Origin of the sequence: Rhizobium sp. GN54, from assembly GCF_021026345.1 — a bacterium.
Lineage (GTDB): Bacteria > Pseudomonadota > Alphaproteobacteria > Rhizobiales > Rhizobiaceae > Mycoplana.
In genome coordinates, this window is record NZ_JAJNCZ010000011.1 from 57,760 (window position 1) to 78,382 (window position 20,623).

Annotated in this window: 22 protein-coding genes; 2 read left to right on the forward strand and 20 right to left on the reverse strand. The window is 61.4% G+C overall.

What is annotated here, in order from left to right; all coding sequences use genetic code 11:
- Positions 1 to 104: 104 nt before the first annotated feature.
- The 10 genes from LQK81_RS22360 to LQK81_RS22405 all read right to left on the reverse strand — a co-directional run bounded on the left by LQK81_RS22360 (position 105) and on the right by LQK81_RS22405 (position 9,345).
- Positions 105 to 1,106: a LacI family DNA-binding transcriptional regulator gene (locus tag LQK81_RS22360; RefSeq protein ID WP_230808629.1), complete on the reverse strand. Its 1,002-nt coding sequence runs from the start codon at positions 1,104 to 1,106 to the stop codon at positions 105 to 107.
- Between the two features lie 650 nt (positions 1,107 to 1,756).
- The gene (locus tag LQK81_RS22365; RefSeq protein ID WP_230808630.1) at positions 1,757 to 2,914 is read right to left on the reverse strand and encodes a mandelate racemase/muconate lactonizing enzyme family protein; all 1,158 of its coding nucleotides are present in this window, start codon (positions 2,912 to 2,914) and stop codon (positions 1,757 to 1,759) included.
- 36 nt (positions 2,915 to 2,950) lie between these two features.
- Positions 2,951 to 3,295 carry a RidA family protein gene (locus LQK81_RS22370; RefSeq protein WP_230808631.1) on the reverse strand — a complete coding sequence of 115 codons (345 nt, stop codon included), beginning with the start codon at positions 3,293 to 3,295 and terminating at the stop codon, positions 2,951 to 2,953.
- The gene (locus LQK81_RS22375; protein WP_230808632.1) at positions 3,292 to 4,794 is read right to left on the reverse strand and encodes an FAD/NAD(P)-dependent oxidoreductase; all 1,503 of its coding nucleotides are present in this window, start codon (positions 4,792 to 4,794) and stop codon (positions 3,292 to 3,294) included. The genes LQK81_RS22370 and LQK81_RS22375 overlap by 4 nt, the downstream gene beginning before the upstream one ends.
- The gene (locus tag LQK81_RS22380) at positions 4,791 to 5,096 is read right to left on the reverse strand and encodes a (2Fe-2S)-binding protein (protein WP_230808633.1); all 306 of its coding nucleotides are present in this window, start codon (positions 5,094 to 5,096) and stop codon (positions 4,791 to 4,793) included. The genes LQK81_RS22375 and LQK81_RS22380 overlap by 4 nt, the downstream gene beginning before the upstream one ends.
- A complete protein-coding gene (locus tag LQK81_RS22385; RefSeq protein WP_330166574.1) occupies positions 5,077 to 6,201 on the reverse strand; it encodes an NAD(P)/FAD-dependent oxidoreductase in 1,125 nt (374 codons plus the stop codon). Before LQK81_RS22385 ends, LQK81_RS22380 begins: the two co-directional genes overlap by 20 nt.
- Positions 6,202 to 6,269: 68 nt before the next feature.
- Entirely contained in the window at positions 6,270 to 7,112 is an 843-nt protein-coding gene (locus tag LQK81_RS22390) for a lysine/arginine/ornithine ABC transporter substrate-binding protein (RefSeq protein WP_230808634.1), read from the reverse strand.
- Between the two features lie 55 nt (positions 7,113 to 7,167).
- The gene (locus LQK81_RS22395) at positions 7,168 to 7,950 is read right to left on the reverse strand and encodes an ABC transporter ATP-binding protein (protein ID WP_230808635.1); all 783 of its coding nucleotides are present in this window, start codon (positions 7,948 to 7,950) and stop codon (positions 7,168 to 7,170) included.
- Positions 7,943 to 8,650 (reverse strand): ABC transporter permease, encoded by a 708-nt coding sequence (locus tag LQK81_RS22400; RefSeq protein ID WP_230808636.1) that lies wholly within the window; start codon positions 8,648 to 8,650, stop codon positions 7,943 to 7,945. Before LQK81_RS22400 ends, LQK81_RS22395 begins: the two co-directional genes overlap by 8 nt.
- Positions 8,650 to 9,345 carry an ABC transporter permease gene (locus LQK81_RS22405; protein WP_269065091.1) on the reverse strand — a complete coding sequence of 232 codons (696 nt, stop codon included), beginning with the start codon at positions 9,343 to 9,345 and terminating at the stop codon, positions 8,650 to 8,652. The genes LQK81_RS22400 and LQK81_RS22405 overlap by 1 nt, the downstream gene beginning before the upstream one ends.
- A gap of 244 nt (positions 9,346 to 9,589) precedes the next feature.
- On the opposite strand from LQK81_RS22405, the gene LQK81_RS22410 reads away from it, so the two are divergent.
- Positions 9,590 to 10,483 carry a LysR substrate-binding domain-containing protein gene (locus LQK81_RS22410; RefSeq protein WP_230808638.1) on the forward strand — a complete coding sequence of 298 codons (894 nt, stop codon included), beginning with the start codon at positions 9,590 to 9,592 and terminating at the stop codon, positions 10,481 to 10,483.
- A 174-nt stretch (positions 10,484 to 10,657) separates the two neighbouring features.
- Here the strand turns inward: LQK81_RS22410 and LQK81_RS22415 are convergent, their stop codons facing one another.
- The 3 genes from LQK81_RS22415 to LQK81_RS22425 all read right to left on the reverse strand — a co-directional run bounded on the left by LQK81_RS22415 (position 10,658) and on the right by LQK81_RS22425 (position 13,346).
- The gene (locus LQK81_RS22415) at positions 10,658 to 10,873 is read right to left on the reverse strand and encodes a hypothetical protein (protein ID WP_230808639.1); all 216 of its coding nucleotides are present in this window, start codon (positions 10,871 to 10,873) and stop codon (positions 10,658 to 10,660) included.
- A 278-nt stretch (positions 10,874 to 11,151) separates the two neighbouring features.
- Positions 11,152 to 12,282 carry an NAD(P)/FAD-dependent oxidoreductase gene (locus LQK81_RS22420; protein ID WP_230808640.1) on the reverse strand — a complete coding sequence of 377 codons (1,131 nt, stop codon included), beginning with the start codon at positions 12,280 to 12,282 and terminating at the stop codon, positions 11,152 to 11,154.
- Positions 12,283 to 12,338: 56 nt separating this feature from the next.
- Entirely contained in the window at positions 12,339 to 13,346 is a 1,008-nt protein-coding gene (locus LQK81_RS22425; RefSeq protein WP_230808641.1) for a Gfo/Idh/MocA family protein, read from the reverse strand.
- Positions 13,347 to 13,559: 213 nt separating this feature from the next.
- Here LQK81_RS22425 and LQK81_RS22430 point away from each other — a divergent pair, with 213 nt between their 5' ends.
- On the forward strand, positions 13,560 to 14,633 hold the full coding sequence (locus tag LQK81_RS22430) for a LacI family DNA-binding transcriptional regulator (RefSeq protein WP_230808642.1): 1,074 nt from the start codon (positions 13,560 to 13,562) through the stop codon (positions 14,631 to 14,633).
- A gap of 428 nt (positions 14,634 to 15,061) precedes the next feature.
- Here LQK81_RS22430 and trbI read toward each other — a convergent pair whose 3' ends face one another.
- Genes trbI through trbJ form a run of 7 tightly spaced genes read right to left on the reverse strand, consistent with a single transcriptional unit; the run spans position 15,062 to position 20,622 of the window.
- Positions 15,062 to 16,378 (reverse strand): IncP-type conjugal transfer protein TrbI, encoded by a 1,317-nt coding sequence (trbI, locus tag LQK81_RS22435; protein WP_230808643.1) that lies wholly within the window; start codon positions 16,376 to 16,378, stop codon positions 15,062 to 15,064.
- 11 nt (positions 16,379 to 16,389) lie between these two features.
- A complete protein-coding gene (gene trbH / locus LQK81_RS22440) occupies positions 16,390 to 16,863 on the reverse strand; it encodes a conjugal transfer protein TrbH (RefSeq protein ID WP_230808644.1) in 474 nt (157 codons plus the stop codon).
- Entirely contained in the window at positions 16,863 to 17,717 is an 855-nt protein-coding gene (gene trbG / locus LQK81_RS22445; protein WP_230808645.1) for a P-type conjugative transfer protein TrbG, read from the reverse strand. Before trbG ends, trbH begins: the two co-directional genes overlap by 1 nt.
- 16 nt (positions 17,718 to 17,733) lie before the next feature.
- Entirely contained in the window at positions 17,734 to 18,411 is a 678-nt protein-coding gene (locus LQK81_RS22450) for a conjugal transfer protein TrbF (RefSeq protein ID WP_230808646.1), read from the reverse strand.
- Positions 18,412 to 18,425: 14 nt separating this feature from the next.
- Positions 18,426 to 19,622 carry a P-type conjugative transfer protein TrbL gene (gene trbL, locus LQK81_RS22455; RefSeq protein WP_230808647.1) on the reverse strand — a complete coding sequence of 399 codons (1,197 nt, stop codon included), beginning with the start codon at positions 19,620 to 19,622 and terminating at the stop codon, positions 18,426 to 18,428.
- A complete protein-coding gene (gene trbK / locus LQK81_RS22460) occupies positions 19,616 to 19,846 on the reverse strand; it encodes an entry exclusion protein TrbK (RefSeq protein ID WP_230808648.1) in 231 nt (76 codons plus the stop codon). The genes trbL and trbK overlap by 7 nt, the downstream gene beginning before the upstream one ends.
- Positions 19,843 to 20,622 carry a P-type conjugative transfer protein TrbJ gene (gene trbJ / locus LQK81_RS22465; protein ID WP_442967175.1) on the reverse strand — a complete coding sequence of 260 codons (780 nt, stop codon included), beginning with the start codon at positions 20,620 to 20,622 and terminating at the stop codon, positions 19,843 to 19,845. Before trbJ ends, trbK begins: the two co-directional genes overlap by 4 nt.
- Position 20,623 lies beyond the last annotated feature (1 nt).

Consider the following 20,623-nt stretch of genomic DNA (forward strand, 5'->3'; position numbering starts at 1 on the left):
GATCCTTGAGACAATGTGAGATCGATCTCACACATATTTAGCGCACAAGAATTTCCCGCTGACAAGTAGGGCATCAAAAAAATCTGGGAGGCAGTTTCCGGCCTTTAGCCGGCGCTGTGGCGGCTGACGGAGCCGCGAACTATCAGCTTGGTTTCAAAGCGGATTTTCTGTGGCGGATCGCTTTTTCCGGAGAGCCTGTCAAACAGAAGCCGCGCGGCGGCCCGCCCGATTTCGGAAACCGGTTGCGAGACGACAGTGATCTGCGGATCGGTAAATGTCGCCAGATTGAAGTCGTCGAAACCGATCAGCGAGGCGTCGTGGGGAATGGAGATTCCCATCGAACGGAAGGCAAGAAGAGCGCCCTGCGTCATCAGGCTGTCGACCGTGAAGAGCGCCGTCGGTGGCATCTTCTGACTGAAGAGCCGTATTGTCGCGTCGACGGCGTGCTCTACCGTGGATTGTGAAACGGCGATCAGCCGGTCGTCTGGTTCGATGCCGCCGGCAGCAAGTGCGGTCCGGTAGCCGGTCATGCGCTCGCGCGAGGTGAAGATGCGCATATCGTCCTGCAGCAGGCCGATGCGGCGATGGCCCATGGCGATGAGATACTCCACCGCCTTGCGCGCGCCCCCCTCGTTATCCACCACCACATGGTCGCTCTCGACGTCCTCGGCAACACGGTCGATCAGGACGAGAGGCACGTTTTCCGCAATCAATCCTTGCAGATGCGCATTGTTGTCGGCCGATGTCGGCGCGACGACAAAACCTCGTATGGAGAGCGACCGCAGGCTCGCGAGAAGGGAAATCTCCTGCCCCAGTTCCTCCTCGCTGCTGCCGATGACGAGATTGTGCCCGCATTCGCGGGCAAGGACCTCGATATCATGGGCGATCCGGGCGAAGAACGGGTTCTGGATGTCGCCGAGAATGCAGCCGACGATCGGCAACTGCCCGTTGCGCAGCGCCTGCGCCAGGCGGTTGCCCCGGTAGCCGAGTTTCTCCGCCGCCGCCTGGACCTTTTGGGCGGTCTCGTCGCCGACATAACCATAGCTGTTCAAGGCACGGGCCGCGGTCGCGCGCGAAACATCTGCGAGCGCCGCTACATCCTTCAAAGTCGCCGGTTTCCGAACCATTTCACCTTTCGCTATCGTACGTTGACGATCTCTCACAATCTTCATTGTGCATAGACGGTTTCCATAGGCAGCCCTCGTGGAAAGCACACCCTCTGTGATCGCCGATCCTAGCTCAGAACGGGCGCGCTCGTCTTGAGAGATTTATTGCCTCGTTTGCACTGCGGTGCGCTCAGGGCGAAACGTTGAGAGCACCTCGACGACCTCGTGTTCTCTCTAGTTGGAGAATTGCTCGGCGATCAGGTTCACGGTCCTCAACGAGCTGGCAAGCGTATGACGACTGGTGCCGGACCAATCCTGGCAGGTCATGGAAAAGCTGGCGCCGTGGGGCAGTCGGATCTTCATCTCAGCGGAGCTCTGGAAGCGCTGCTTCAGCACGTGGGTTGGTATTGCCGATCGAGAATGTGCTCCCCTGCCCTCGCGCGACGACGTTTTGAAGTCACTTCAGGACATTCGCAACCTTGCCCAGACGTGGTTAGGTCAAATCTTGGCGTCGGGGATGTTGTCGCGTTTGGCATTTCGCATCCACGTACCTGCTGTGATCGCTGACAGTTTTACATTCTGTCTGCCGACGAACGGATCTCCGGGTGTGCCAGACGCTATTCAGCTAGATGCAGTTAAACGAGCGAAAGTCAAACAAGAGCGAAGCTCAAACACCCTTCGATGCGTCTCCTGTCAACGGTGATACCGAGCCCAGGCATTGAGTTCGCTTGCAACTTCCCATCGCGCCTAACAGCCTGCTCAGGCGGGTTTTCAAGCACCTGGACGTAGGTGTTGGAGTCGGCGAAATAGGGATAGACTTCGAGGTTCATCGCATTCGGAATCGCGGCGCAGAGCGACAGCGAGGCGGCGGTGCACAGCGAGCTGGCGCAATTGTGTGGCGAAACGCGCACGTTGTAGGTTTCCGCCATGCCGGCAATCTGCACCGCCTCCAGCATGCCGCCGCAATTGGCGACGTCGGGCATGACGATCGAGACGGCGCCGGTATCGAGCACGTTGCGGAAACCGCTGCGGCCATAGACCCGCTCGCCGAGCGCGATCGGAATGCCGCTGCGGGCCGCAACCCGCGACAGGCCAGTGAGGTTGAAGGGATCGACGGGCTCCTCAATCCAGGTTATGTCGAGATCGCGGCAGACATCGAGAAAGCGCAGCAACTGGTCGTCGCAGAGGCCCCCTGACAGGTCGAGCATCAGCTCGATATCCGGGCCGACCTCGGCGCGCAGGGCCTTGACTCTTTCGATCGCCTGGCGGAAGCGGCCATCGTCCAGCATGCGCGCCGAGACGTGGCGGAACGTGCCATCAGGAAGTTCATAGGCGAACGGATAGGCCTTGAGTGCGTGGTAGCCATCTGCCAATGGCCGGCCTGCAGCCTTCGCCCAGCTGACCACATCATCGTGTTCGTGATTCCAGCCATTGGCATATACCTTGATGTCGGTGCGCACCGCGCCACCCAAAAGTTCGTGGACCGGCAGGCCAGCAGCCTTTCCCTTGATATCCCAGAGCGCCAGTTCGATGGCGCTGATGGCAGCGAACGAAATCGCCCCTCCTCCCTTAGCCCAGAAGGAATGGTCGTATAGATCCTGCCAGATCCGCCGGATTTCCAGCGGGTTGCGACCGGAAAGCTGCAAGGCCATGTCTTCGAGCATGCCGGCAACAGCGGGCGCGCCGTAGCCATACGCAACGCCTGCCTCGCCGAACCCAGAAATGCCCTCATCCGTCTCGATCTCAACGAGCACCGGGCGCAGACCGCCGCCCTCGACACGATAGATCTTGATATTGCTGATCTTCATCGGATTGCCTTCCTAACAGGGTTCGGTGCTGCGGGATCAGCTGTGCGCGGTGACGACGATTTCGATAAGCGTCGTGCCGCCGAGATCGGCAACGCCGACGGTGGCGCGGGTGGGGAAGCTTTCCGGCGCAAGCCATTCCTTCCAGACAGCATCCATCTGCGGCTTCAAGGTCATGTCGGTAATGAAGATGGTCGCCGAAAGCAGCTTTGACTTTTCCGAGCCAGCTTCCGCGAGGTATTTATCGAGCTTGGCAAGAATCTCGCGGGTCTGGCCGGCCATGTCGAGGCTCTCGTCGTCGCAGGTAGTGCCGCCAACAAAGATGATGCCGTTGTACTCAACGACGCGGTGCATGATCGGGGTCTGACTGTGACGTGTCGTCATTGCTTCTTTCCTTCTTCCTCAATTGAACGGTGCTCGGGTGGGCGACCGGTGACGGCGACCACGGCAGCCGGCGTCTGTGGCAGGGCACCAAGCTCTGCAAGGCGCAGCGGCTTGACAGGCGCCCGGAGGCGGTAAGTGCCTATCTCCGCGGGGCTGACACCTCGCTCATTTGCCATGATCTCTGTAATGGTCGAGGCGCACATGCGGCCTTGGCAGGGACCCATGCCGCAGCGCAAAAAGGTTTTGAGCTGGTTCGGTCCCGGTACCCCGAGCGCAATCACTTGCCGCAAGGTTCCGGCACTCACCTCTTCGCAACGGCAAACCATGGTGTCGGGCTCTGGCGGCGCGAGAAACTGGCGGGCCGGCCGGTAGAGCGTGTCGAGAAAGGCTCGGCCGCGGCGGTAGAGCTGGCGTTGCTTTTCAAGCTCTTCGAGACGAGTGGCAATCTGCGACGGTGGCAGCAAGCCGATATCCGCAAGTGCCGCCAGTGCCGCAATGCGGCCAGAAACCGCGGCATGTTCGGCCCCGCCGATATCCGCCCCGTCGCCTGCCGACAGTATACCGGCAAGCGAGGTGCGGCCATGGCTATCCGTGTATGGCTGAAAGGCCCGCTGGGTGTCGTTCCATTCGATGATACAACCGCTGGCGCTGGCGAGATTGATGCCTGGGATGATACCTTGGTGCAAGAGCACGCAATCGGCAGCGATCGTTTCCTGTCGTTTGCCGGAGCGGAAACGCACGCCTTCCGCACGCCGGGCGCCGGTGATCGCCAGTTCCGTTACCCCAGGTATCACCCTTACCTGCCGTCGCACACTGAACAGCAGGGAAAGACCTTTGGCGACATAAGGGGAGAGCAGAAAATTCGGAAGATGACGCAACGCCGCCATCCGTTGGTTTTTGTCAGCGGTATCGAGCAGAGCAGATATGTTGGCACCCGCCCGCAACAATTGATCGGCTAACAGGTAGAGCAGCGGCCCGCAGCCGGCGAGCACGATGCGGCCGCCGGGAATGCCAGAAGCGGATTTCAGCGCAATCTGCGCCGCGCCTGCGCTCATGACGCCGGGAAGCGTCCAGCCAATTGCCGGCATAGGCCGCTCCATGGCGCCGGTCGCCAGGATGACGGCGCGGGCGGAGATCATCCGTGCTGCGCCGCCGAGCGTCAGGCCGAGGGTCGCGTGATCTTCCCCGGCCGCGGCGGCATCCAAGCTCCAGACGGTGGCCGCGGCGGCATAATCGAGCGATGACGCGCAGAATGCCTCGGTAATAATGCGGCCTTTCCAGTAATCCTTTCCGAGGAAATCCTGCCGTCCCTGCGTATTGCGGGTTACGGCGCGGTAAATCTGGCCGCCCGGCTCAAGATTTTCGTCGGCCACCAACACGCAGGCGCCGGCCGCGGCCGCCTCGGTCGCGGCCGACAGGCCAGCCGGGCCAGCGCCAACGACGACGAGATCGTAGTGCGGGGCAAGTGTGCCCGCATCGGTTATCCTGCGCATGCTCATCGATCTGCGCACCCCGTCACCAGGCGGGCGCCGAGCTGACTGTTGACCACCATGCCTTCGCGCACTTCGATCAGGCAGCTTTGGCGGTTCTGGATGCCGTCGATGGTGACGAGGCATTCGAAGCATACGCCCATCAGGCAATAGGGTGCACGCGGCTCTCCGCCCACCACGCTCTCACGGAACGTATCGACACCGGCGGCAAGAAGGGCCGCAGCCAGCGTATCGCCGCGCGCTGCCGTCACGTGTCTGCCATCGAAGGAGAAGGTTACCATCTCGGCGGGTTCACGAATTCTCAGAAGCATGGAACCTCCGCGAGTGAAAGGGTGCGAGATCGGTCGAGAGAGTGCCGGCGGCGATCTGCGGAGCGACAACCAGCGCGTGGTTGGCCGCCAGCGTCACGCCGGAATGGCAGACCACGATGAAGGCACCGGGATGAGAGGCGGACTGTTCGTAGATCGGTAGACCGTCCTGGGTCTTGACGCGGAAGCCGGCCCAGCTGCGCACCACATTGAGCTCCGCGAGACAGGGAAAGACACGCATGGCCCGATTGGCGAGCACTGCACTGATCTCCTGTTTCGTGGCGATGGCGGAGGTGTGCGTCTCCTCGCTGTCGCCGATCATCACGCCGCCCTCGTCCGTCTGTCGGATCGTCGCAGAGGTGTATTCGAAGAACGGGCGGCATTTCTCGGTAACCAAGATCTGGCCCTTGCTGCGCTTGAGCGGCGCGTGAAGCCCGACCATCGCGGCCAGGCGCTGGTTGTCGGTGCCAGCGGCCAGCAGGATGCGGCGGGCGGCAATCGCGCCATATGCGCCGACAAGTCGAAAACCGTTGCCCTGCGGCTCGATGCGCTCGACCGCATGACCGGAGCGGTAATCGACGCCGCGATGGCGCATGGCCGCATGCAGCGCGCGGAAGAGGCGCAGCGAATTCACATGTCCGTCAGCCGGCGAATAGGCCGCGCCGACGACATCGGGGCCGACAAGCGGCAGGTGCCGACGCGTCTCTTGCGCGGTGAGTATTTCATAAGGTGCAGCCGCGCCACCGGTCTCGATGGCAATCTGCTCAAGCTCCGCCGCTAGCCCATCAAGTTCGCCCAGAGAGAGCGCAAAGGAAAAGGCGCCGCGCTGGCTGAGCGCCACATCGATGCCGGTGTCTTCGGCAAGCGCGGCGGCGAAGGCCGCCCAGCGCTCCGCCGAAGCTTTGGACCACAGCGCGTAGTGGGGCGCATGCAGACCCTTGCCCTGTACCCAGACGAGGGCGAAATTGGCACGCGACGCTCGCGGATCGAGATCCGCTCCGTCCAGAACCATGGTCTTCAGGCCGGCGCGGGCAAGCCCCCAAGCCAGCGCAGCGCCGACGAGTCCCCCGCCGACGACCGCGATATCGCTTTTGTCCAATAAAGGCATCAGAGAATGTCCGTTTGCGTGCGGCGTACGGCGCGACCCCGAGGGCCGCACCGGTTCGCATCAGAACGTCAGCCGCGCGGGCTGACGTCGACCTTGAACCACTTGATCGACAGCTCCTTGATGGTGCCGTCCGCCAGCGCGCCCTTGATGGCTTCGTCGAACTGCGCCTTGAGCGCAGTGTCTTCCTTGCGCAAGCCGACGGCGATCACGCCGAAGACGCCGCCGGAAAACAGCGGGCCGGAGAGTTTCGCACCCTGCATGTCAGGCTTCTCGAGTGCCGCGGCAAGAACGGTGGCGTTGGCAAGGACGGCGTCAAGCCGTCCGCTGACCAAGTCGAAATTGTGCTCTTCCGTGGTCTTGTAAGCCCGAATATCGACGCCGTCCTTGAAATAGGCCTCCATGAAGGTGGACGCGGTGGTCGATCCCTGCACGCCGACGGCCTTACCTTTGAGAAGGGCGGCGATTTCGTCGATCCGTTTTTGAGCCTCGGCTGCCTCGCTGTCGAGCGAATAGCTCTCGCCGGTGCCGGGCATATCGGCGAGCGGGCTGTCGGCGGCGACGGCAAAGCCATTGATGCCAGCGGCATAGGGAGTCGAGAATGCAATGACTTCCTCTCGCTTCGGCGTCACGCTCATCGCCGCCATGATGGCGTCGTATTTCTTCGCCGTCAGCGAAGGGATGATGCCATCCCAATTCTGCGCCACAATCTCGCATTCGACCTTCATGCGCTCGCAGAGCACCTTGGCGAGGTCTATTTCGAACCCTTCGAGAGCACCGTTCGGGCCAGAGAAATTCCAGGGCGCATAGGCGCCTTCGGTGGCGATAGTGACTTTCTTATGTTCCTGCGCGGAAACCGTGCCTGTGGCGACGACGGCGAGGAGCAGGGCGGCGAGTGTGAATTTCAGTTTCATATGGGTTCACCTCTGGTTTGGTTTTGCTGCTAGAATGACCGCTGGCCTTGCGGCCTTAGGTGTTTTCCCGCGAAATGAACTGGCTGAAGCGCTCCGATCGCGGGTTCGAGAACACTTCCGAAGGCGGGCCCTCCTCCTCGATCCGGCCCTTATGCAGGAAGATCGTGCGGGTGGAGACGTCGCGGGCGAAGGCCATTTCATGGGTGACGATCAGCATGGTGCGGCCTTCGGCTGCGAGATCGCGCATGACCTTCAGCACCTCGCCGACAAGTTCGGGATCGAGCGCCGAAGTCGGCTCGTCGAACAGCATGATGCTCGGCCGCATCGCCAACGCCCGGGCGATCGCGGCACGCTGTTGCTGGCCGCCGGACAGATGCGCCGGATAGCTATTGCGTTTGTCGGCGATGCCGACGCGATCCAGCAGCGCCACGGCCTCGGCCAGACAGTCCTTGCGGTTGCGCTTCTGCACATGGACTGGCGCCTCGATGAGATTTTCGAGAATGGTCAGGTGGGACCAAAGATTGAAGGACTGAAACACCATCGCCGCCTTGGCGCGCAGGCGGTTGACCTGAGCGTTGTCGCGCGGACGCGGAGTTCTGCCCGGCGTCTGGTCGAGCGCGATCGCCTCGCCTTGGATCGCAACAGAACCGCCATTGGGGACTTCAAGCATGTTGATGCAGCGCAACAGCGTCGATTTTCCCGAGCCGGAGGAGCCGAGGATGGAGATCACCTCCCCTTCCCGCGCTTCGAGCGATACGCCATGCAGCACTTCAAGCGGGCCGTAGCTCTTGCGGATGCCGGACAGCGCGACTGCGGGTGTGGCGGTGGCATCAGGCATGGTGTTCCTCCGGCCTTCTGGTCTCCGGCGACACGGTGTATTCGAGCCAGGCAAAAAGCCGGGCGACCAGGAAATTGATGGCAAGATAGATGGCGCCGGCGCAGACGAAGACTTCCACAGTGCGATAGCTTACGGATATCAGCTTGGCCGCGATGCCGGTGATTTCAAGAAGCGTGATGGTCGAGGCAAGCGCCGTCGATTTCACCATCAGAATGATCTCGTTACTATATCCCGGAAGCATTTGCCGCAGAGCCAACGGCATGACGATCCGGCGAAACAACAAGTGACCGGACATACCGCAGGCGCGGGCTGCCTCGATCTGGCCGGCCGGTACCGAAAGCAGACCACCACGGATGATTTCCGCGCTGTAGGCAGCGGTATTGAAGGCCAGCGCCAGCACCGCGCACCAATAGGCTTCGCGCAAGAAAGGCCAGAGCAGGCTGTGACGCAGCATCGGAAACTGGCTGAGGCCGTAGTAGATGATGTAGATCTGAACCAGGAGCGGTGTGCCGCGGAAAACGAAGATGTAGAACTGCGCCGGCGCGTCGAGCCACCACTTTCCGGAAATGCGCATGAAGGCGAGCGCGAAGGCCAGGAAGCCGCCCGCAATGACGGACAAGGCGGCCAGCTGCAACGTAAGCGGAATGCCCCTGAGCAACGCCGCGAAGCTTTCGGCGAGAAAGGGAAGATCGAAGGGCATTAGGCAACCCTCCGTATGCCGCGCATCGCCCGCTGTTCGGCCAGCCGGAAGCCCCGCCCGGAAATGAAGCTGATGAGCAGATAGAGGGCGCCTGCAGTCAGATAGAAGCTGAAGGGCTGGCGCGTGGAGCCGGCGCCGATCTGTGCCTGCCGCATCAATTCCACGAGACCGATAACCGATATGAGCGCCGATTCCTTCAACACCAGCTGCCAGACATTGCCGACGCCGGGAATGGCGAAGCGGGCGGCTTGCGGCAGGACGATACGGCGAAACAGCAGCAATGACTTCATGCCATAGGCGCGCCCGGCCTCGATCTCGCCTTTCGGCAGCGCCAACACGGCGCCGCGAAAGACCTGCATCTGGTAAGCGCCGGAGACGACGCCGATCGCCAGGGCACCCGTCAGGAACGCGGGAGCACCGACAAAACCTTCAGCGCCAAACAAAGCCCCGACCGTCGTTAACAGCGAACTCGAGCCGAAATAGAAGAGATAGATGACCAGAAGATCGGGAATACCGCGCAGTAGCGTGGTGTAAACGTCGGCGGCCCAGCGGAATGCGCGCAAGCGCGAGAAGCTTGCCGCCGCGCCAAGACAGCCGAGCACGACTCCTACGAGGAAGCCGCAGAGCGCGACCGCGACCGTCATCGCGGTGGCCGTGAGCAGGCTGTATCCCCATCCACCGGGCCAGAAGCCCATGAGCCGCACATAGTCCACCCGCCCAGCCTTTCATTTCCGATGCGTGATTGCGCGCGTCATCGCGCCGACGCACGAGGCGGCCGGTTCTTAGCGCTTTCTTGTCCGGAGAGACTGTCTTGCTGCCGTGAACTCAGAAGGCCTCGGAAGCTTGCCCCTTCTATTGACAGAAGGGATCGCACGGGCCCACCATGCGGTCAAATTCAAAAAAACGGCACAAGAATAACCCAATGTTATGGAGTCTGCGATGAACCTCCGACAAGTCGAGGCATTCCGGGCGGTCATGCTCACCGGCCAGATGACGATTGCTGCAGAATTGATGTCCGTCACACAACCCGCGGTGAGCCGACTGATCCGGGACTTCGAACACGCAACGCGTCTAAGGTTGTTCGAGCGCCGGGGCAACCAGATTACCCCTACGCAGGAGGCCCTGACCCTGTGGAAGGAGGTGGATCGGGCGTTCATCGGCTTGAAGCGAATTGCTTCCGTGGCGGAGGAGATCGCACGGCACGCCGCGGGAACTTTGCGGATTGCTGCGATGCCGGCGCTGGCCAACGGCATTCTTCCCCGTTTCCTCGCCCGTTTCCTGCGTGACAAACCAAACCTGCATGCTTCGCTGAGCGGTCTCCCCTCCTCCATGGTCATAGAGGCCGTGGCTGCGGGACAGGCCGACATCGGTTACGCCGACGGTCCGCTCGACCGTCTGGGATTCGTGATCGAGACCCGGCCTTTGGCCGCCGTTGTCGCCATTCCCGAAGGCCATCCGCTTTGCATCAAGGAGACGATCCATCCCGGCGATCTTGAGGAGCAGCGCATGATCAGCCTCGAACCGGGCACCATCTTCGCGATGCGGGTTGAGGTGGCGCTGGCCGGCGTGCGCCGTCTTGCAACACTAGAAACGCGGCTGTCACACACGGCGCTGACACTGGTCAGCGAAGGAGCGGGGATTGCTATCATCGACCCGACCTCTGCCAGCGAGTTTACGCAGAGGGGCGTGATCGTCCGCCCTTTCGGTATTTTCATCGATGCCGGCTTCCTCGCCATCCGCTCCGCAAACCAGAGCCGCTCCGATATCATCGACCGGTTCTTGCGCGAATTCTGGGATTTTCACGACGAGACAATCAAGAAAGTGGGCCTGTAGCGTTGTGAGGCGGTCTTTTTAGCATCAAAGGAATGTAGGCCCGAAGTCCTGCGGTAAAACCACTACCTTGCACGCGCTTGCAGAAGCGGCCCATCCCCATTGACCGTAGCTGGTGCGTGGTAGGTCTACAGCGAGGGTCTCCACCTCGCCGAGATGTTCGGCGAGATCGAGAGTTCAAATGAATGCTAAAATTGTTCCGCTGCCCTTGTCGATACGCGTGCTTTCTGCGCGGACGCCGAGCTGACCCTTGACTTTTTGCCGCCTGCCGAAAGGCATCGCTTTCCTCTCGTCGTGAGGCACATAGATTATCGTGATACTGGACATGCTTTGTCCGAGCTTGACGATTTCAGAGCGCGTCGCCCCGCGCAAAGCTATCTTGAGATCCTTCAAGGGATCGTCGAAAAGAATTGTCGGGATTGCGCCACACCCCATCACTGTCTAGGGCGCGAGCAGTACTTGCCATACATTCGCCAGCGCCGCAACATCCCTCAACTCGCCGGTTTCCCAGCCGTTTCACCTTTCGCTATCGTACAAGGAGGATCCCTCGGGATCCCCTTGTAGCGCCGCGTCGAAGGTTCGCATAGGCATGCCATCGCTGAAACTGGCACACGATCTGCGACCGCCGATCCTGGCCAGAACGGGCGCGTTGGTCTGGAAAGACTATCGCCTTATTGTGATGCGAAGCGCTCAGGACGGAACTTTGCGAGCATCGGATGTTCCGCTCCAGTCGCAATCTCATAGGCGAGCAGTTCGCCGACGATGAGACCGAGCGTGGCACCGCTGTGGCTGAAGGCGATATAGTAGCCGGGGATGGCCTTGAGAGCGCCGATCACCGGCTCCCCATCGCCGGGGATCGGTTTTCCGCCGATGCCGATGGAGGCAATCTCAAGCTTCGGATTGCCATGCATCACCCTGCTCGCCTCTGCCATCAGCGCCTCCAAAACCGCATCATCGATTGCGTAGCTGCCATCGGGGTGAAGCGTCACGCCTTCGTCGGCGGCCCAATCGGCGTCCAGTGAAAAGGTCCCGCCGGGCGCTGGGCGGACGGCAATGCGCGGCGTGTTAAGCACGGCGCGCAGCGGATGATCGAGCGGCTTCGTCTGCACCAGAAGCGCAATCGGCGTTCCGTCGCCGATGGTCTCCCCACTCTCCGCCACCATCTTCGGCACAGCCGGACCGGTGGCGACCACCACGGCATCGGCCTTGAAACGATCGCCGCTTGCAGTCTGCGCGCCGGTGGCGCGGCCATCTTCGACGATGACCCTCGCGGCCCCCTGATCCGTCACCAGCACGCCTCCGAGAGCGGACAACTCCTTCAGAAGCAGGCCGATCAGGACGGGCAGGTCCACCCAGCCCTCGCCGGGATTGAAGATCGCGCCCTGCGGGGTAATCGCGCGTGCATCGAGGCCCGGCGTGACGCCCGCTACCTCGCCGGCGGCCAGGTGCTGTGCATCATAAGCCAGCGAAACCTCATGGCGATAGGCAGCGGCGATCTCGTTGCCCGCATCGTCGGCATCCCAGGTGAGACCGCCGTCAAAACGCAGCCAGTCGGTATCGGGATTACGCGCGAACAGCGTGCGATAGCGGTCGATGCCGGCCATGCGCAGCCGGTGATAGGGTTCAGAGCGCATGCGCGACGAGTTCAGCCAGGAAAGCGAGCGGCCCGATGCGCCGTTGGCCGCCGGGCCATCATTGAGAATGGTGACGCATATGCCGCGCCTGGCAAGCTGAACGGCGGTGGAAACGCCGAAAATGCCGGCGCCGATGATAACGGCAGAGGAGATGGTCTTGTCTGTCATGGTCTGTCTTTCAGTCGGTTTGTGATGTTCATCAGGTGCGGCAGGGATTGGTCGGGTCAGGGCTCTTCCCAGCGGCCGTTTTCGGCGGAGCGGAATAGCGCGTCGATCACCTTCAGGTTGGCAATGGCGTCCTCCAGCCCTGTGGCAAGCGGCGTGCCGAAGAGCACGGCCTCGCAGAAGGCATCGGCCTGTTCGCGGTACTGGTCGACCGCCTCCACGGCGATTTCGATGCGTCCGCCGCCGTCGAGATCTCGGCCATCGTCGAGAAAGAGACGGGTCGGCAGATCGGCAGGCGCATTGAACGGAACGGGGATTTCGAGGCGCCCGCGGGTGCCGAGAACGGTGATCTTCTGCGTCAGCGCCAACTGGGTGGAACAGGTGAAGGCGAGCTGGCGGCCTTTCGGAAAGGCCAGCAGGCCGCTCACCAGGCGGTCAGTGCCGAAGGCCGGGTCCCGTTCGATCAGCGCAATCGCCCGCAGCGGCTCGGCATCGAAAAGATAGCGGGCCGTGTTGATGGCATAGCAGCCGACATCGAACAGGCCGCCTCCGCCGATATCCGCTTGATTGCGAACATTGCCGGGGTCGTCGAGATAATAGGAGAAGATTGTCTGTATGGCGCCGACCTCGCCGAGCCGGCCTTCGGCAATCAGCGCCTTTGCCTGTTTCCACTGTGGGTGATGCCGTACCATAAAGGCTTCCGCGACCGGCAGGCCGGCAGCCTTCTGTGCGTCCAGAAGCGTTCCGGCTTCCTGCGCATCGAGCGCGATCGGCTTTTCGCAAAGTACCGGCTTGCCTTGCTGGAGCGCCCTGATCGTCAGGGGCACATGTAGGTAGTTGGGCAGGGGATTGTAGATCGCATCGATCTCGGGATCGGCCAGCAGGTCCTCATAGGAGCCGTAGGCCCTGGCGATGCCGAAGCGTTCGGCCATCTGCCGTGCCTTGTCACCATTCCGGGAAGCGATGGCCTTAACTCGGCCGAGTCGGCTCGACTGGATCGCCGGAATGACCGCCTTCGCGGCGATGCCGGCGCAGCCCAGGACGCCCCATCGTATCTGTCGTGTCATGTTGCCCCTTATCGATTGTGATGGAGGAAGACCAATGTTGGAGAAAGTATCTGGTTGATACGCAGTAGCGCCAACCGTGGTGCCCTAGTCGATGTGTCGTGTGTTCCGGAAAGAGACCGGTTTCATCAACAATGAGACCGGTCTCTTTTTGTTGGCTGGTTATTTAGCCTTCGAATTGCTAGACGTCAATATCTCCTATAAAGGCGAGGCGTCATGAATCAAAACCAAGCTCGAAACACCCCAGTTACAGTGGCCGACGTGGCGCTTAAGGCAGGCGTATCAAAGGCCACGGCCGCTCGAGTTCTAGGCGGATATGGAATCGTCAGCGATCGAACTCGCGAAGCTGTTGCTGCAGCTGCGCGCGCGCTTGACTACCACCCTAACGAGCTTGCTCGTAGCATGACCACGGGGCGTTCCGGCACGATCGGAGTCGTGGTCGGCGATATAGAGAACCCCTTCTTCAGTCTTGCTATGAGGGGGATTAACGATGTAGCGCGGCAGGCCGGCTTCACCGTCGTCCTCATCAACTCCGGCGAGGACGCGGAAATCGAAAAGGATGCGGTCCGCACTTTGCTTACAAAGCGGGTCGATGGCCTGATCGTTTCGCCCGCAGATGTAAACGATATCGAACATCTCAGGCAAGTCGCCCGCTCCGGTAGAGCGCTAGTGCTGCTTGATCGGGCCAGCGAGGTGGTAGAAGTCGATACGGTGGTCGCCAATGACCGCCAGGCGGCTGAGGAGATCACTCGCTGGCTGATTAGGCTAGGCCATCGTCGCATCGCTTATATTACGGGCTGCGGCGACCCAGGCCAGCGGTTTCACACACCGACCGATATAACTACCGGTTCGGTCCGCCGGCGCATCGAGGGATTCCTCGATGTCTGCCAAAAAGAGCATCTTGAATTGACAGAAGACTCGATACAAATAGGTGCTGCAACCCCAGACCATACCCGCCGAACGATCACAAACATGCTTACCTCGTTGCAGCGCCCGACCGCAGTCATTGCGTCGGACAGCGTTATCGGACTCGAAGTTTTCAAGGTGTGCCGAGAGTTACGGGTTCGCATACCGAAAGACCTATCGTTGGTGTCGTTCCATGATGCCGATTGGACGTCGGTTACGTCTCCCCCTGTCACAGTCGTTCGCCAGCCTGTTTACCAGCTCGGCGAGATGGCTGCCTCTATGCTGGTTAAACGCCTGAATGGAAGCAGTGGCCAACCAAGTTGCATCGTTCTGGAAACAGAGGTAGTCGAGCGCGCCTCAGTTGCTAGGCTTGAGCAATCTTAGAACTGTCGCCAAGCCGGTAGAGCATACGGCATGGCCGCATGAACCGAGCGGCTGCTGACAAAGTTGCGGATTCAATGGGGGAGAACTGCTTACCCGCAGCGGCGTCGGGCCGATCAGGCCTTCGCTAGTTGTGACACCGTCATTTGCAAAGCCCGGCGCAAGGCTTCGAAGAGGTCGTTCACCGCACCGTGCAATGTTCGACAATGGCCTGCGCACAGGTTTCAGGCATTTCCCGGCCGGTTTGCAGCACCACCTCGCGCTGCATGCGCCTGCGTAACGCCCGCAATATCGACTAGCCCGACATTTGTTGAATAAGTAACCTGGTGTCGCGGCATCGGCGATCTTGGTGGCGTGGATAACCTGCGGCCCCGTTTCTCGTTGAACACTCACTAGCTCCGTCGACACGGTGCTACTACTCCCGATGACCTTCACTGTAGTCGATAAGCGCCCGGAAACACAATGTCTTGATCGACGAGGATGTTCAGCTGGTACCCCGCTCGGACTTCGAGCGTGGGCTGGACGCTGAGATTGCGGCTGATGGTTTGTTCGGCGATGCGGCCAAAGCTCTCGGCGAAATTCCGCCTCGCCGCATCGGAGGCCGTATCCTGGGTGGCCAGCGTCGAACTTTCGGGTATGGACGCGTCGACCCCGGTTCCGATCAGAGCGATCAGTGCCGCCGAGCCGAATGTTCTCCAATAGTGGTTGTTCACCTTGTCTTGGAAACCGCCATAGCCTTGTGCATCCGTTCCCGCCATGCCGCCAATCTGCAGCGTGGAGCCGTTTGGGAAGATGATATCGGTCCAGATGACGAGAACTCGGCTTTGACCGAACGATACCTTGCTGTCGTAGCGCCCGAATAGCTTCGCTCCTTGCGGGATCAGCAGGCGATGCCCGGTCGCACTGTCGTAGACGTTTTGACTGACCTGGGCTGTGATACGACCGGGCAGGTCCGAATTGATGCCTGATATCAACGTTGCCGGAATGACCGAACCCCGCTTTAGTTCATACGGCGACTGCTGCGGCACGACACGATTTGGGAGATATCCGAGTTCCTTGAGATCGGCGTTGAAGAAATCCTCCTTGGAGGATTGTCCGTTCGGATCGGCATTCTGCCCGCCGAGACCGGCCCGCAACGCGGCGGCATAAAGATCAGAGGTAGCGCCGGCGGTCGTTGATGATGGCGTGTTTGTCGTCGTTCCGGCTGAGGTGATCTCGTCAGCTCTCGCTTCGAGCTTGCTGCGATCGATGGCAAGCGGCGCGTCATAGGCTGCGTCATTCGCCTGCAGCCGGGCCATGCGCTGGCGATGCCGCTCACGCAGATACTGCTCCTGTTGTTCGCGCTCGAGCCGTGCGCGCCAGACCTCTTCGTTTTCTAGTTCCTGCCCGCGCTGCTGTTCCTGGTTTTGTCCCGGTTGGGGCGTGAAGGGATTGTTCGCCTTCTCTTCCTGTTTGGTCTCGGTGGGTGTCGCTTGGAACGTGGTCTGCTGTTGCGGCTCGCCGATGATGCCGTCGGTTACGCCGCGCTTGATCTGATCGGCGAAGGTCGATGCCGGATTACCCGAACTTGTCTCCGGACCGCTGTCCTTTCCGAAATAGAGTCCACGGGAGGAGAGCCCGTAGAAAATCACGCCCAGGAAAGCGATGACTAGCACCATCACCACGACAATCGGCAGGCGGTTGATCCGCTTGAGCCCAGATTCGGCTTCGGCATTTGCGGCGCCGCCAAGTTGCAAGGATTGGACCATGATGCTTCCCTTCAGCCACGTCGCATCAGCGAGAGCGCGCTTGCCGGCGCAGCACCGCTGGCAGTCACGGTGTAGGCCCGGCCGAGCTCGACGCTATCGGTCGAAAGACGCGCCAGCACTTGTCCGTCGAAGAGCACGATCACATAGGCGAGCGGGATGATCTTCGTTCCGTCGTCCGTCTTCTGGTCGGTAACGACGGCATAACCCCATCCTTTGAGTGCTGCTTCGAGCGCCTGCCCGAAGGGCGAGGCGTCCGCCTTCAGCCCAACTGTCGCCTTGCCGGGTCCGATCTGCTCGGCAAGCCGGCTGACCATATCGTCGGCAATGGCGCTTGCCGCCGGGCCGGAGATTTCCGGCGGCGCGTTGCTGGCGACGAGACCGTCAGTTCCCATAGACTGGCATCCGGAGAGGAGGATGGCGAAGGTGCCGGCTGCGGCAAGGGCGCGGATGGGGCGCAAGAGGAGATTGTCGGCAAAGGTTCGCATCACCGTCCTCCCCTTCTGATCGTCACCTTCTCCTGTTTCCAGCCCACGCCCGAGACGAGCACCGCGCGATCGATGTGATAATCGACCACCATCATGTCGTTCTTCATGCGGTAGTTGACGATCCGGTTCTGGCCGCCGGATGTCACGAACAGCACCGGCGCATCCTGGCCGGAGATCGAGCGCGGAAACTGGATGTAGGTTTTCAGGCCGTCGGAATAGACCCGTGACGGCCGCCAGCCCGCTCTTCCCGAGACCGAATATGAGAAGTTGAGCTGCTCGGCTGGCACGCCGGCGCCTGGAATGGTGCTCGCCTCGAGACGGGCATTGATATCGGCGAGCTTCGCCGAGACGTCCTCCGGATACTCGAAACCGACACGGGCCATATATTGGCTCGAATGCGACTTGAGCTGGATATGGTAGGTCCGCCGCGACGTCGTCACCACCATCGAGGTGACGAGACCGGGCTCAGACGGCTTGACGATGAGGTGGATCGCCTGGCCGTCCGCCGCACCTGATGTCGCCGGCTCGACCTTCCACCGCACAGTGTCGCCAACGAGTACGTCGCGAACGACCTCGCCTCCCTGAAGCTCGATGTCGCAGACCTGCAGAGGTGAGCAGACGACCGACGGTTGAACCTCGCCGTAAAGAAAGATCACCTTGCCGTCGGCGCCCTTGGTCACGAGACCACGCGATCCGCGCCACTGGCCGGAGATGCTCACGCCCTTCGCCTCATTGGCTGTGACGCCGTCGGCCGCAACGGCATCGAGAGGTGCAAGGGCGGAGAACGCCAGCGCCGCTGATATGATGGCGCTGGCAGTCAGCATGGCCGAATAGTTCTCAAGTCGGATATTCATGTTCGGGCCATGCCTTTCAAAGCTGCGCAGTCCAGTCGAAGTCCCTGACATAGAGACCGATGGGGTTAAGACGGATGACCCCCTCGTCCTGCGGCGGCGTGAGGGTTACGGTGGCGATGCCGCGAAAGCGGCGGGTGGCTGTCTCCTTGCCGCGGCGATCGCGCTCGAACTCGGTCCAATCGACCTGATAGGACTGGTTCGAGAGCGCGACGATATTGTTGACCTCGACAGCGACCGTGGCGGCCTTCGCCATCTCGAAGGGCGAATTGGAGCGGAACCAGGCATTGACCTTCTCTGTCGCCGGATCCGAGGTCCGGAGCAGGCCGTAGGTCCGGTCGATATATTGCTTTTGCACCACCGCATCCGGCGTCACGCTCCGGAAATTCGAGACGAAGCTGCCGAGCGTGGCGCGCACCACACGCGGATCGGCATATTCGATCTGCTGCGGGAAGCCGGCATCGGAGGCCGTTCCGAGCTTGTCGACCTCGACGATATAGGGAACGAGTTTCACCTGCGTGCTTTGGTAGAGCGCGTAAGTGAAGCCGATCACTGCCATCACCATGCCGGTGACGCCGACGATGCGCCAGGCCGCGGCCGCCTTCACATAGGAGCCATAGCGCTCGTTCCATTCGTTGCGCGCCGCGAGATAGGGATTGGCAATATAGGGATTATCTGGCGGGTTGCGTCCAGCCATGCGTTCTCAGCCTTCTACTTGGTGTCGTTGATGGGTGGGGGCGGAGGTGACGGTGTTGGTCGGCCCGACTGACGCGACTGGTCGAGCTTGGCGTTGGCAAGGCCGAGCAGCGACCCGGCATAGGCACCGGGAGACGCGATCGCCTTTTCCTTGGCTGCCGATCCGGCAGCCCATCCCGCGCTTCCAATGCCGGACGCCATACCGCGAAGTGCCGCTCCCGCCATCGAAGAGCCCCCTGCCCGCGCCGAGCTTGCCGTCTGCGCCCCTTTCGTTGCAGCACGTGCGCCGAGGAACGCCCCGCCGGCTGCAAAGGTCGCGGCTTGGCCGCCGTGGCGGATCGCTTCCATGCCGCCGGCGATGGAGGCGCCCTGGACCACGCCCTGCAGGATCGGCGGCACATACATGGCGATCACGAAGACCACGACTGAGATGCCAGCGATCGCAAGTGTGGTGATGAACTGCTCGGATGTGGCCGTCGGCGCCTCGGCCAAGCCCAGCAGAATGTCGGACCCGATTTTGGCGATCATCACCAGTGCCATCAGCTTCATGCCGACGGAGAAGGCGTAGACCAGATATTTGACGGAAAAGTCCTTGGTGAAGGACGAGCCACCGAGACCCAGCATGATCATTCCGGCAAGCAGGCCGACATACATCTCGACCATGACGGCGACGAAAATCGCGGCGACCAACGAGAAGCATACGACGACCACGACCATGGCGAAGACGGCGGCGATCGCCAGAGCATTGTCCTCCCACAGACCAAACTTTGCCTGTTCGGACATCTTGGTCGCGACCCGGATGCCCGCGTCGAAGATGTTTGCCGGTGAGGCCGAGCCACCGCCGGCGCCAATTTGGTAGAGGCTATCGACCACGGCTTTGGCGAAGGACGGCCCCTGGTCCAGGATGAAGGCGAAGAGGCCGATGAACATGATCCTCCGCACGAGCTCGGCAAACCAGCTGTCGAGCGAGGCCGCGTTGATCGCCAGCCATACCGCGGCAATCCCGATCTCGATGCCGGCGAGGATCCAGAACAGCGAACGCGCCGCGTTCATCACAGTCGTCTCCCAACCTTTCGCGGCCGTGACGACAGAGTTTTCCAGTGTGGTCAGAACCGAACCCTGTTGGGCAAGGGCCGGTGTCGTCGCCAGCAGGATGAGGCCGATCGAAATGAACGAAAGCTCCAGCTTCCGGGAGGGGTGGACGATCACCATCGCGGTTTCATCTCCTGCCCGCCACGGACGTTGCGATCCGGATCACCGCTGAAGAACTTTTCCCGATGTTCACGGCGTTCCACATCGGAGGTGGTTCGCGTAGCGGCTGCGCCGGATCCGGACACGGGGGCCGGGCGGAGTTGGACCATGTTCCAGGTGACGATGCCGGCGCCGAGTGCGGCCAGCCCCGCCAAGACGAGGATGATAATCAGACGCGGGCTCACCAGCGTGGCTCCATGGTCTGGCCGCCGCGGATGTCACGCTCGGTCCCGTTGAAGAACTGCTCGCGACGCGCCTGGGCCAAGTCCTTCTGTGCCTGCTCGGACTGAAACCACGTTCCCATCATGGTCATCTGCTGTGAGACGAGGCCCCGCAACTTCTGCATCTGCGCAACCTGTTGGGCGGCGATCTGGTGTCCGACCTGCAGCGCCTTCATCTGGCCATCCGCCGACTCCGACATCGAGCGCAGCGACGACATCGCGCTCTCCTCGCTCGAGAACTGGTCGGCGGTCAGGTTCGCTGCCTTCAGCGTCCCGGCGATCGTGTCGCGGTTGGTGTCGGACCAGTTCTGATAGGTCGTGGAAAAGCTCGCCCCATCCGGCAGATTGCTCTTCATCTCCGAGAAACTCTGGAAACGCTGCTTCAGCACGTCATCGATATTGCCCATCGAGAAGGCGACGCCCTGTCCCTGGGCCACGACGTTCTGCAGGCTTTTCAGGTCGCCTTCGACCTGGCCCCAGATATGGTTCGGAAGCTGGGCCGTGTTCTGCAGGAGATTGTTGTAGATGTTGAGTTGGTTCTGGATCTGCTCGGCAAGCTGGGAGATCTGGGTGATCTGGTTGTTTACCTGCTCAGCCGATTTGCCGACCAGCGAGACGAGTTCGGCATTGTTGGCGAGCTGTGTCCACTCGGTCGCCTGCCCAGTGACGCCGCCGGCCTGAGCCCGGACAGGCAGTGTCGTGGAGAGGATGATGGCCGAGATAATTGTGGCGCACGCCATC